12 protein-coding genes are annotated in these 12,364 nt (G+C 40.6%); all 12 read left to right on the forward strand.

Going from position 1 to position 12,364, the window contains the following annotated elements; all coding sequences use genetic code 11:
• Positions 1–1,215 (forward strand): flagellar motor switch phosphatase FliY (gene fliY, locus ACFX4X_RS11935; RefSeq protein WP_377383665.1); only part of this gene is annotated, 1,215 nt, incomplete at its 5' end.
• A gap of 17 nt (positions 1,216–1,232) precedes the next feature.
• Positions 1,233–1,595 (forward strand): chemotaxis protein CheY, encoded by a 363-nt coding sequence (gene cheY, locus ACFX4X_RS11940; protein ID WP_125161940.1) that lies wholly within the window; start codon positions 1,233–1,235, stop codon positions 1,593–1,595.
• A gap of 15 nt (positions 1,596–1,610) precedes the next feature.
• Positions 1,611–2,270: a flagellar biosynthetic protein FliO gene (locus ACFX4X_RS11945; protein ID WP_377383668.1), complete on the forward strand. Its 660-nt coding sequence runs from the start codon at positions 1,611–1,613 to the stop codon at positions 2,268–2,270.
• On the forward strand, positions 2,267–2,932 hold the full coding sequence (gene fliP / locus ACFX4X_RS11950; RefSeq protein WP_089362477.1) for a flagellar type III secretion system pore protein FliP: 666 nt from the start codon (positions 2,267–2,269) through the stop codon (positions 2,930–2,932). The genes ACFX4X_RS11945 and fliP overlap by 4 nt, the downstream gene beginning before the upstream one ends.
• A 14-nt stretch (positions 2,933–2,946) precedes the next feature.
• Positions 2,947–3,216, forward strand: coding sequence for a flagellar biosynthesis protein FliQ (fliQ, locus tag ACFX4X_RS11955; protein ID WP_061462420.1), 270 nt, complete (start codon positions 2,947–2,949; stop codon positions 3,214–3,216).
• Between the two features lie 3 nt (positions 3,217–3,219).
• A complete protein-coding gene (gene fliR, locus ACFX4X_RS11960; protein ID WP_377383672.1) occupies positions 3,220–3,996 on the forward strand; it encodes a flagellar biosynthetic protein FliR in 777 nt (258 codons plus the stop codon).
• A 1-nt stretch (position 3,997) separates the two neighbouring features.
• Positions 3,998–5,080, forward strand: coding sequence for a flagellar biosynthesis protein FlhB (flhB, locus tag ACFX4X_RS11965; RefSeq protein ID WP_377383674.1), 1,083 nt, complete (start codon positions 3,998–4,000; stop codon positions 5,078–5,080).
• A 40-nt stretch (positions 5,081–5,120) separates the two neighbouring features.
• Positions 5,121–7,157 (forward strand): flagellar biosynthesis protein FlhA, encoded by a 2,037-nt coding sequence (flhA, locus tag ACFX4X_RS11970; protein WP_377383677.1) that lies wholly within the window; start codon positions 5,121–5,123, stop codon positions 7,155–7,157.
• Complete coding sequence (gene flhF, locus ACFX4X_RS11975) at positions 7,154–8,302, forward strand: flagellar biosynthesis GTPase FlhF (protein ID WP_377383680.1); 1,149 nt, start codon at positions 7,154–7,156, stop codon at positions 8,300–8,302. The genes flhA and flhF overlap by 4 nt, the downstream gene beginning before the upstream one ends.
• Positions 8,286–9,152: a MinD/ParA family protein gene (locus ACFX4X_RS11980; RefSeq protein ID WP_377383683.1), complete on the forward strand. Its 867-nt coding sequence runs from the start codon at positions 8,286–8,288 to the stop codon at positions 9,150–9,152. The genes flhF and ACFX4X_RS11980 overlap by 17 nt, the downstream gene beginning before the upstream one ends.
• Before the next feature lie 10 nt (positions 9,153–9,162).
• A complete protein-coding gene (locus ACFX4X_RS11985; protein WP_377383685.1) occupies positions 9,163–10,260 on the forward strand; it encodes a protein-glutamate methylesterase/protein-glutamine glutaminase in 1,098 nt (365 codons plus the stop codon).
• Positions 10,261–10,280: 20 nt separating this feature from the next.
• Complete coding sequence (locus ACFX4X_RS11990) at positions 10,281–12,323, forward strand: chemotaxis protein CheW (RefSeq protein WP_377383688.1); 2,043 nt, start codon at positions 10,281–10,283, stop codon at positions 12,321–12,323.
• The last annotated feature ends 41 nt before the right edge of the window (positions 12,324–12,364 follow it).

The following is a 12,364-nucleotide window of genomic DNA, read 5'->3' on the forward strand; positions in this document are numbered from 1 at the left end:
GTAAGTGATCAAATGCTTTCACAGGACGAAATAGATGCCCTTTTAAAAGGTACAAGTGATATAGAAGATGAGATGAAGTCTCATATGATTGACGATTATTTATCAATTATGGAACTCGACGCCCTCGGGGAAATTGGTAATATCTCTTTCGGAAGTTCGGCCACTGCCTTATCCACTTTGTTGAATCAGAAAGTGGATATCACCACCCCGACGGTTACCTTAATTGAAAGGGGACAGATTGTGGAAGAGTTTCCGCATCCGTATGTAGCGATTCAAGTGCAATATACCGAGGGTTTCTCAGGTATTAATATGCTGGTCATCAAGCAGAGCGATGCTGCAATCATTGCAGATTTGATGCTTGGCGGTGATGGGGAGAATCCTTCTGACATACTGGGAGAAATTCAATTGAGTGCAGTCCAGGAAGCCATGAACCAAATGATGGGTTCTGCTGCTACATCAATGTCGTCCATTTTCAGTAAAAAAGTGGATATTTCCCCTCCTAGCATAGATTTACTTAACTTTTTAAATGGTGAAGGGGAAAATGCGATACCGGACGAAGATTTATTTGCAAAAATCTCGTTCCGACTCCGTGTCGGTAACTTAATTGATTCCAGTATTATGCAATTGTTGCCTTTAGAATTTGCTAAAGGGTTAGTCTCTGAATTATTGAATGGAACGGGCGATAGTGAACCGACCGATATGAAAATGGAAAAAGTACTAAGTGATCCAGTAACGAACATTCCACCTCGGGAGCCGGCCCCATTCCAAGACGCCGGGTCTAATCAATCGGCAAATGAATCTTTTGGGCAAGTCGGTTACCAAACCCACCCTACGAACCAAATACCGAATATGCCGCAACATTTTGGAGTTTCATCCGTACCAACAGGGCAGCCGGTAAATGTTCAGCCTGCTAGTTTCACTAGTTTTCAGCCCTTTCAGCTTCAAGAGGCTGAAACGAAAAATCTCAGCATGCTGATGGATATCCCTCTACAGGTAACTGTGGAGCTTGGGAGAACGAAGCGCTCTGTCAAGGATATTCTGGAGCTGTCCTCCGGATCTATCATCGAATTGGATAAATTAGCCGGCGAGCCAGTGGATATCCTGGTAAACAGTCGCTTGATAGCAAAAGGTGAGGTTGTGGTGATTGATGAAAACTTTGGCGTACGTGTTACGGATATCATGAGTCAAAGTGACCGATTAAATAAAATCAGATAATTTGGGGGACGAAAATAATGGCTAATAGAATTTTAATTGTGGACGATGCAGCATTTATGAGAATGATGATAAAGGATATCCTTTCTAAAAATGGCTTTGAAATTGTAGGGGAAGCAGCAGATGGAGCCCAAGCAGTGGACAAATATAAAGAAACGCTTCCTGATCTTGTAACGATGGATATTACCATGCCTGAAATGGATGGAATTACTGCATTAAAGGAAATTAAAAAGGTAAATCCTCAAGCTAAGGTCATTATGTGTTCAGCGATGGGGCAACAAGCCATGGTCATTGATGCAATCCAGGCGGGCGCAAAAGACTTTATCGTGAAGCCATTCCAGGCAGACCGGGTATTGGAAGCCATAAATAAAGCATTAAGTTAAGAGGGTGTCTTCATATTGTTTTTTATTAAAAAATGGCTTCAGGTCTCACTGATGATTGCAGTATTCTTCTCTGGGGCCATACAGGCCTATGCGGAAGATCTTGAAAAAACAGTGAAGGATGTTTATAAAAAGCCTGATGATTTAAAAGTGGATAAGGGTGAATCAAAAGACTTGCAATCTACCAAACAGGCTTCGAATCCGGATAAAGTTGGGATAACCGTTTGGGAGTTTCTTAGGATGATATTTGCTACTATTTTTGTAGTGTCTCTTCTATATATCCTTTTAAAGTTCATCAATAAAAAAAGTAAATCGTATCAAAAAGCAAATTCAGTTGAGAATTTAGGCGGCACGAGCCTTGGTGCAAATCGTTCTGTCCAGCTTGTTAAAGTCGGCGGGCGAATATTGGTGATTGGGGTTGGCGAAAATATTCAACTCTTGAAAGAAATAGATAATCCTGAGGAATATGAACAGCTTTTGAGAGATTACAACGATAAGATCGATCAAATGATCCAGCCTGGGGAATTTGCAATGAAGTTGAAAAATAAGTGGTTGAATAAAAGAGAATCCGAAACCGCCAGTTTCCCTGCAGAGTTCAAAAATCAACTCGATCAAATGTCTGATAGCAGGAAGAAGCTGTTGAACGAGCTTGATAGGAAAGGAAGAGGCAATGAATGAATGAGTTCATGGAGTTTTTTAATAACAGTGACCCCGCCAATGTCTCTACTTCCGTCAAACTTGTTCTACTAATGACCGTTTTATCACTGGCCCCTAGCATATTGATTTTGATGACCTGTTTTACAAGAATCATCATTGTCCTGAGCTTTGTGAGAACATCGCTAGCTACACAGCAGATGCCGCCGAATCAGGTGCTGGTCGGCCTGGCTCTTTTCATGACATTCTTCATAATGGCACCGACTTTTCAGGAGGTGAATGAAAAGGCATTAACCCCGTTATTTAATGAGGAAATAGATTTAGAAGAGGCATATGTACAGGCCTCGATACCTTTTAAGGAATTCATGAGTGCCCATACAAGGCAAAAGGATCTGGCGTTATTCTTGGAGTATGCCAAGATGGATAAACCGGAAACGATACAGGACATTCCCTTGACTGCCTTTGTACCAGCTTTTGCAATCAGTGAAATCAAAACGGCTTTTCAAATAGGTTTTATGATTTTCATTCCATTTTTGGTTATTGATATGGTCGTTGCAAGTGTCCTGATGTCGATGGGGATGATGATGTTGCCGCCAGTCATGATTTCCCTTCCATTTAAAATCCTCCTTTTCATTCTTGTTGACGGATGGTATTTAGTAGTGAAGTCATTATTACAGAGTTTTTAAGCAGGTGAGAAAAAGTGAGTGCAGAGTTTGTTATTGATGTAGCAGAAAAAGGAATTTATACAGTTTTAATTATCGCTGGTCCATTGATGGTAATTGCTCTTATTGTAGGGCTATTAGTAAGCATCTTTCAGGCGACTACACAGATTCAGGAACAAACCTTGGCATTCGTTCCAAAAATCGTGGCAGTCTTATTGGGACTCATAATATTGGCTCCATGGATGCTGAGCCATCTATTATCATACGCAAATGAAATATTCGGTAATCTGAATCGATTTGTAGGGTAGGGCATGGAGGAAATATTTCTGCACTTTCCCGCCTTTTTATTAATTGTAGTAAGGGTCACTACGTTTTTCGTGGCCATGCCGATTTTTTCTTACCGTTCTATACCGGTACAACATCGAGTGGGGCTAGGAATCTTCCTTGCCTGGATCATGTACTATGCCATTGAAGCCCCGGTTCTGGACTTGGATGTCACATTTTATTTATTAATCATAAAGGAAGCGCTTGTTGGGCTTTTCATTGGGTTTGCAGCCTATATGATTTTATCGGCCGTTCAAATCGCTGGTGGATTGATTGATTTTCAAATGGGCTTTTCAATTGCCAATGTCATCGATCCCCAAACTGGGGCTCAAAGCCCGTTGATGGGACAATACCTTTATACAATCGCCTTATTATTCCTATTGAGTACTAACGGCCATCATTTGCTTTTGGATGGAATCTTTTATAGCTATCAGTTCATCCCGATTGACCAATTATTTGTGACATTCGGAGATCATACACTAATGGAATATTTGGCGAAAGCATTCAGTAAAGCTTTCATGATTGCTTTTCAAATGTCCATACCAGTAGTGGGAAGTATTTTCTTAGTGGATGTCACGCTAGGAATCCTTGCTAGGACAGTCCCTCAATTAAATGTGTTCGTGGTCGGAATTCCAGTGAAAATCATAGCCGGGTTAGCGGTTATAGTACTGGTGATGGGGATGATGATGACGGCTGTCACCCAACTTTTCAATTTTTTGCTTTTGACGATGCGTCATCTAATGCAGTTGATTGGAGGCGTTTGATATGGAGAGGTTTCAGCTGGATTTACAGTTTTTTGCTGGTGAGAAGACCGAAAAGGCGACTCCAAAAAAACGTCAGGATTCGAAGAAAAAGGGTCAGGTGGCAAAGAGTCAGGATGTAAATACCTCTGTAAATTTAATTGCAGTGTTTTCAGTGCTATTGCTGATGGGGCCGTACATGTATAATCATTTGCTGGGTCTAATGAAAGAATATCTGCAACATTTTACATTGACTGGATTCAGCGAGGAGAATGTACAAATTATCATGATTGAGGTTTTAAAGGAGATGGGTCTCGTCCTTGGACCCGTTTTTGCTGCCGCGATAGTGGCTGGGGTATTGGCTAATGTCATGCAAATTGGTTTTTTGTTTTCGACTGAATCCATTCAGTTTAAACTTGAAAAATTGGATCCCATTAAAGGGTTCAAACGTATTTTTTCAATGCGGGCCATTGTTGAATTATTAAAATCCATTCTCAAAATATCTTTTGTTGGTTTTGTTGCCTTTTATGTACTATGGCAGCGCATGGGCGAGATTATGATGTTATCACAGATTTCTTTGGAAGCAGCGATGGCAACATTGGCGGATATTACGATTAAAGCAGGATTTTATGCTGCCGTGGCTTTATTGTTCATTGCTCTATTAGACTATTTGTATCAAAAATATGACTTTGAAAAAAACATCCGTATGTCCAAACAGGATATTAAGGATGAATATAAAAATTCCGAAGGGGACCCGCTTATCAAATCCAAGATTAAGCAAAAGCAAAGGCAGATGGCCGCTCAAAGAATGATGCAGGAAATTCCCAATGCGGATGTCGTCATCACTAACCCGACGCATTTTGCAATTGCTCTAAAATATGATGAAGATAAGGCAGAGGCTCCGTATGTAGTGGCAAAAGGCGTTGATTTTGTCGCTCAGAAAATTAAATTCATTGCTAAAGAAAATGATGTGATCATGGTAGAAAATCGGCCTTTGGCCAGGTCTTTATATGATCAAACTGAATTAGGTCAAGCGATACCTGAGGAGTTCTTTAAGGCGGTCGCTGAAATATTAGCCTTTGTATATAAAACCAAAGGTAAACTGTAAAGAAGTAACAGGGTAACCCGCTAGTTAGGAGAGAAAAAACATGCGAGCAAGAGATTTAGTTGTTATTTCGAGCGTCATTATGATCGTTGCCATGTTGATCATTCCATTGCCAACCTGGTTGTTAAGTATTTTACTCCTTTTAAATATCTCTCTTGCGCTGCTGGTTCTATTGACTACGATGAATATGAAAGAACCTCTCGAATTTTCAATCTTTCCTTCCTTGCTCCTTTTATTTACATTGTTCAGGCTGGGGTTGAACGTTTCGACGACCCGTGCCATTTTGACCTATGGTGATGCTGGTGGAGTTGTAGAAACCTTTGGTTCGTTTGTAGTCGGAGGAAACGTGATTGTTGGATTAGTTGTATTCATCATTTTGGTCATCATCAATTTCATCGTCATCACGAAAGGATCCGAACGGGTCTCGGAGGTTGCCGCAAGATTTACGCTGGATGCGATGCCAGGGAAACAGATGGCCATTGATGCAGATTTAAATGCTGGGATGATCTCCGAAAACGAAGCACGTGCCAGAAGGGAAAAAATAAGTAACGAAGCAGACTTTTATGGATCCATGGATGGAGCGAGTAAGTTTGTTAAAGGTGACGCCATAGCAGGAATCATCATTGTCATCATTAACTTGATTTTTGGTATGATCATTGGCATCATGCAATTGGACATGAGTTTTGGAGAGTCCGCCGTACATTTTTCTATGTTATCGGTTGGTGACGGTATCGTAAGTCAGATACCTGCCTTATTGATTTCCACAGCTACGGGAATCGTCGTAACCCGGGCTGCCTCAAATGGAAACCTCGGAGCGGATATTGTTGAACAGTTATTTCAATTTCCTAAGATGCTTTACCTGACAGCAGCGACCATTTTCCTTTTAGGATTATTCACTCCCATTTCCGACTTATTCACCATGCCGATTGCTGCTTTATTAGTCGTTGGAGGTTATACGATTTCAAGGATACCACAGCAGGACGAAAGTGAAATACAAGAAATGGAAGAAGTGCTGGAAACGGATGAAATGAAAAGTCCAGAAAGCGTCGTTAACCTTTTAAATGTCGACCCGATCGAATTTGAGTTTGGATATGGTTTGATTCCACTTGCGGATGCCAACCAAGGCGGGGACCTGCTGGACCGGGTCGTCATGATTCGCAGGCAGCTTGCAATTGAATTGGGGCTCGTGATTCCTGTCGTCAGAATACGTGATAACATTCAGTTGAATCCTAATGAGTATCGGCTGAAAATTAAAGGAAGTGTCATGGCAAAGGGGGAGTTGCTCCTTAATCATTTCTTGGCCATGAGTCCAGGGAACGAGGATGAGTCAATAGAAGGAATCGATACGATAGAACCATCCTTCGGTTTACCAGCCAAATGGATCACGGATGAAATGAAAGAACATGCGGAGATGATGGGTTATACGGTAGTAGACCCGCCAAGTGTAGTATCCACACACATGACGGAAGTCATAAAGGCCAATGCACAGGAACTATTGGGCAGGCAGGAAACGAAACAATTAATCGATCACCTCCATGAATCCTCACCTATACTAGTAGAGGAAGTCACTCCGAATCCCTTGTCTATAGGTGATGTTCAAAAGGTATTGGCAAAATTATTGAAGGAAAAAGTTTCTATAAGGAACTTACCGGTCATTTTTGAAACACTTGCTGATTATGGAAAGTTATCGACTGACACAGATTTGCTGACTGAATATGTAAGGCAGAATTTAGCCAGACAGATAACGAATTCTTTTATTGCGGATGAAAATAGAATTAAAGTCATAACATTATCGGGGAAAGTGGAAAAGACCATTGCCGATGGTGTGCAGCAAACCGAGCATGGTAACTTTTTATCATTGGATCCAACTATATCGCAATCCATATTGGAGGCAATTGCAGCCAAATTGGAAGAGCTGACGTTAATGGATCACCAACCGATCTTACTATGCTCTCCTGCGGTAAGGATGTATGCCAGGCAATTAACTGAACGTTATTTTCCAAATGTACCGATTCTTTCATACAATGAACTAGAATCGAATGTAGAAGTACAAAGTGTAGGGGTGGTGAATATCGATTGAAGGTAAAAAAATATTTGGCACCATCAATGAACGAGGCGATGAAGCGAATAAGGGGGGAACTAGGCAGTGATGCGGTCATCTTAAGTTCAAAGGCTGTGTATAATGGCGGTTTCCTAGGATTATTCAAAAAGAGGAGTATTGAAGTCATTGCAGCCATAGATCCGGTTTCCCAGCCTATCGAAACGATAGTGAAACAGAAATCGAAGAAGTTGCCATCGAAGCCGAAAATGGCAAGTCATATTAATGAGGGCAATAAGGAAAGTGCCGATTTATTAAAAGAAATAGAAGGTTTGAAAGATATGATCAAGAGTATACAAATCTATTCACCTGATAGAGAATATCCGGGGAAACTGCAGGTAATCCACGATTACCTAATGGAGCAAGAAGTAGATATATCACTTCGGTCGCAAATCATGGATGTACTACTTGAGAAATGGTTCGTTTACAAACAACAATCAACGGATGAAGAGATTCAAGTTTGGTTGGAGGAAGCCATGTTCGATATTTTGGAAAAGGTTGAAAACGGAAAACCCGGGCTCCAAAAAAAATATATTAATATTGTTGGTCCAACAGGTGTGGGAAAGACAACGACCTTAGCAAAAGTAGCTGCGGAAACCATGTTGAAGCATGATAAGAAGGTGGCATTCATTACGACGGATACTTACAGGATTGCTGCAATAGATCAGCTTAAGACATATGCGAAGATTTTGAACGTTCCGATCGAAGTCGCTTATAATTTGGAGGATTTCAAAAGGGCGACTGAACGTTTCTCCCATTATGATTATGTTTTTATAGATACGGCCGGGAGGAATTTCCGTAACCCGCAATACGTCAAGGATCTTAATGAAATTATTCATTTTACAGATGAGATGGAAACCTATTTAGTGTTGTCATTAACCTCAAAACAAAAGGATATGGAAGATATTTATCGACAGTTTGCTACCATACCGATTAAACAGGTCATTTTTACAAAAGCGGACGAAACCTCCACTTTCGGGGCGATATTCAATTTTATACACTCTCATAAAGTAGGAGCCGCTTATATAACAGATGGACAGAATGTGCCAGACGATATGGAAATAGCTACATCATCACAGCTATTGAAAATGGCTTTTGGGGCTAAAAAATATGAAAGATCAAGCTGAGAACTTACGAAGAAGATTGGAAGCCCGCCATAATCAATCAATGGCCAGGACGATTGCCGTTTTAAGCGGTAAAGGAGGAGTGGGAAAATCAAACTTTTCCTTGAATTTTTCCATTGCCTTATCCCAGAGGGGGAAAAAGGTCCTGTTGTTCGACATGGATATTGGTATGGGGAATATTGATATTTTGATTGGGGAACACTCCCCCTACAGTATTATTGATTTCTTTGAAAGTGATTGTAGTTTAAAAGATATCATCACAGCAGGACCGGGGAATATTTCAATCATTAACGGCGGAACGGGACTGACGAATCTCTTTTCACTTGATGAAGATAAGTATACCCGTTTTAATGAAGAATTCAGTTTATTGTTGGCGAACTACGATTATATTTTATTTGACATGGGAGCAGGTATTACTCAGGATTCTATGAAATTCATGTTATGTGTGGATGAATTAGTCGTTATCACGACGACTGAACCTACTTCTATTATGGATGCATACTCCGCAATGAAATATATTAATTCAGTAAATAAAGAGGTTCCGTTGTTCCTTGTTTGCAATAGGGTTTTCACGAGTAAGGACGGCAAAGAAGCGATTAAGCGGCTCCAAAATGCACTAGTGAAATTTTTGGGTCTGGAAACAGTTGCTCTAGGGTACTTACCAAACGATGGAATAGTATCAAAATCTGTTACCAAACAAATGCCCTTCATTCTTTTCGATTCTGAAGCAGATGTTTCCAAAGCTATTATGGACATTGCGTCGAGATATGCAAATCATTCATTTGGGGGAGAATTGACTTTGCAAAGAAGCCATTTCCTCCGAAATATGAAGAGATATTTTCTTGGAAAGTAGGTCTCCTTTCATGGATATCGTAAAAGTGCTGATAGTGGATGATTCTGCGTTTATGAGAAAGTTAATTTCAGAGTTTTTAACAGAAGATAGCAGAGTTGAAGTCATCGGGACTGCCAGGAATGGAAGAGATGCTTTAGATAAAATAAAGGCTTTAAAACCCGATGTCGTGACTTTGGATGTAGAAATGCCGGTTATGGACGGATTGGAAGCATTAAACCGGATCATGAATGAATGTCCAACCGCTGTAGTCATGTTATCGAGCACAACGAAAGAAGGAACGGAAAATACATTTGCTGCCATGGACAGTGGAGCCTTTGACTTTATGGCTAAACCAACAGGTGCCATTTCATTGGATTTACATAAAATTAAGACAGAACTCCTTGAAAAAGTTATGGCTGCCTGCAGGGCAAATGTTCACAAACTACAAAAAAATGCGTTGAATATGGAGATAAGCCCATCATTTTGGGAAAAATATAGTAAAATAGATTCAATAGTAACGACAAAAAAAGAAAAAAATAATAAAACATGGTCCTATAGGAACGGGAAGATAATAGTCATTGGTCCATCTACTGGAGGTCCAAAAGCGCTTCAGACCGTCTTGACAGAACTCCCACTAGATATTGATGCGTCCATACTCATTGTCCAGCACATGCCCCCCGGTTTTACAAAATCTTTGGCAACACGCCTGAATTCATTATGCAAGATTAAAGTGAAGGAAGCAGAAGAGGGTGAACTGATACAAAAAGGTGTCGCCTACATCGCACCTGGAGGTTTTCACTTAAAAGTGAAAAAAGTCGGAATGAGCTTGGCAGTCCTTTTGGATCAATCCGAATTGCGAAATGGACATCGGCCGTCGGTTGATGTGCTATTTGAATCGGTAAGTGAAATGAAGGATCTTGCGAAAATAGCCGTTATCATGACCGGGATGGGCATGGATGGGGCGGCGGGGCTTATTAAGCTGAAGCAAAGGGGTCCTTTAAAAGCTATAGCCGAATCACAGGAGAAATCAATCATTTTTGGTATGCCGAAAGCGGCAATCAAAACCAATTTAATAGATTGCATAGAGGATGTAGAAAAAATAGCTAAAACGATAATAAGCTTTTGTTAACATATGGAGGTGGAGTTTGTATGGATATGAACCAGTATCTAGAGGTATTTATAGAGGAAAGTAAAGAACATCTTCAAACGTGCAGCGAACAGTTGCTGGTACTCGAAAAGAACCCGGAAGACCTCTCGATTGTGAACGAAATCTTTCGTTCAGCCCATACCCTAAAAGGGATGTCGGCAACTATGGGATATGAGGACTTAGCTAATTTAACTCATAAAATGGAGAATGTTTTGGATGCGATCCGAAACAGTCAAATCATCCTTACACCTGAATTGTTTGATGTGATATTTTTAGCGGTTGATGATTTAGAAGCGATGGTCATGTCCATTGCTGAAGGTGGAGATGGAAAGAGAGATGTGAAGAGGGTTGTTCGGCAGCTGGAATTGATTGGAAAAGGAGAGTCGCTGGTTTCTTCATCCAGTGCAGAGATTGCAGCAGCTTCTGTCGTTCTTGAAAAGGAGGAAATGACTGCGGGACAGTATGATGAATTTGAATGGACAGTGCTTCAGCAGTCCAAAGATCAAGGCTTCAACAGCTTTGAAATTTCGATAGCTTTGCGTGAAGACTGTCTTTTAAAAGCTGCCCGGGTATTTATGGTATTTGAGGTGCTTGAAAAATCAGGTGAAATAATCAAGTCACACCCACCTGTTGAAGTTTTGGAAGAAGAGCAGTTCGATCAGCAATTTACAGTCACGATGGTATCAAAAGAATCGAGTGAAGAGATAAAGAAAAAAATCATGAAGGTTTCAGAAGTGGGTCACGTTGTTATAAATGACATTGATTTTGAAGGCTTGCGACATACCGCCAATGCTAAAGAGGATAAAGTTGCTGAAGTTCAGGAACAAGAGACAACCAATGCAAAGCTCCCAACTGATAATAATGAGAAGAAAAAACAGGCATCCTTTAAGCCGGCATCAAGCAAGACCATTCGGGTGAACATTGAGCGGCTTGATATATTAATGAATTTATTCGAGGAACTTGTAATCGATAGAGGCAGGCTTGATCAAATTTCTAGTGATTTGGATAATCAAGAATTGCATGAAACAGTTGAAAGAATGTCCCGTATAACAAGTGATTTACAAACAATCGTATTGAATATGCGGATGGTTCCCGTGGAAACGGTATTCAATCGTTTTCCTAAAATGGTTCGTCAATTAGCAAGGGATTTAAACAAGAAAGTCGATTTGGAAATCATCGGAGCTGAAACGGAACTTGATCGTACAGTCATTGATGAAATCGGTGACCCTCTCGTCCATTTATTAAGAAACGCCATGGACCATGGAGTTGAAACGCCTGAAGAACGGTTGGCGAAAGGGAAGAATGAAGAAGGTAAAATCCTATTAAAAGCATATCACAGCGGCAATCATGTCTTCATTGAAATCGATGATGATGGTGCAGGCATCAATAAAGAGCGAGTCTTGAACAAGGCGCTTTCCAATGGGATATTAACTAAGGAAACTGCTGCCACTCTAACGGATAAGCAAATCTATGAATTGATATTCGCTTCTGGTTTCTCAACAGCGGAAACCATTTCGGATGTATCGGGGCGCGGTGTGGGTCTGGATGTAGTTAAAAATACTATTGAGTCTCTCGGTGGATCTGTCACGATTGATTCCAGGGAGAACGAAGGGTCCATTTTCCTTATTCAGCTTCCACTTACATTGTCTATTATTTCTGTCATGCTGGTTGCAATCCAAAACGAAAAATATGCCATACCGCTTTCATCCATTATAGAAACAGCGATCATAAAAAAAGAAGATATCATGAATGCCCATAATCAACAAGTTATTGACTTCAGGGGGAAGGTGCTGCCACTTCTGTTACTGAAAGATATTTTTGAAGTGCCTATCAGTCAGGAAGAAGAAGAGTTTCTCTCTGTGGTCATTGTAAGAAAAGGAGATAAATTAGCTGGGTTAGTCGTTGATTCATTTATCGGGCAGCTGGAAATTGTATTGAAATCACTGGGGAATTATTTAACAAGTGCATTTGCAATATCGGGGGCAACGATTCTTGGAGATGGACAAGTTGCTTTAATCATAGATTGCAACACATTGATTCATTGAATGATAGATGAAGAGGGCAAGGTAATGGGACGTTTGCTCGC

Source organism: Peribacillus sp. YIM B13481, from assembly GCF_042787985.1.
Taxonomy (GTDB): domain Bacteria; phylum Bacillota; class Bacilli; order Bacillales; family DSM-1321; genus Peribacillus; species Peribacillus simplex_A.

What these genes read in the sequence shown, in the direction of transcription:
- cheY (WP_125161940.1), top strand. Translation starts at nt 1,233, where the DNA reads ATGGCTAATAGAATTTTAATTGTGGACGATGCAGCATTTATGAGAATG.
- fliP (WP_089362477.1), top strand. Translation starts at nt 2,267, where the DNA reads ATGAATGAGTTCATGGAGTTTTTTAATAACAGTGACCCCGCCAATGTC.
- fliR (WP_377383672.1), top strand. Translation starts at nt 3,220, where the DNA reads ATGGAGGAAATATTTCTGCACTTTCCCGCCTTTTTATTAATTGTAGTA.
- flhB (WP_377383674.1), top strand. Translation starts at nt 3,998, where the DNA reads ATGGAGAGGTTTCAGCTGGATTTACAGTTTTTTGCTGGTGAGAAGACC.
- flhA (WP_377383677.1), top strand. Translation starts at nt 5,121, where the DNA reads ATGCGAGCAAGAGATTTAGTTGTTATTTCGAGCGTCATTATGATCGTT.
- ACFX4X_RS11980 (WP_377383683.1), top strand. Translation starts at nt 8,286, where the DNA reads ATGAAAGATCAAGCTGAGAACTTACGAAGAAGATTGGAAGCCCGCCAT.
- ACFX4X_RS11985 (WP_377383685.1), top strand. Translation starts at nt 9,163, where the DNA reads ATGGATATCGTAAAAGTGCTGATAGTGGATGATTCTGCGTTTATGAGA.
- ACFX4X_RS11990 (WP_377383688.1), top strand. Translation starts at nt 10,281, where the DNA reads ATGGATATGAACCAGTATCTAGAGGTATTTATAGAGGAAAGTAAAGAA.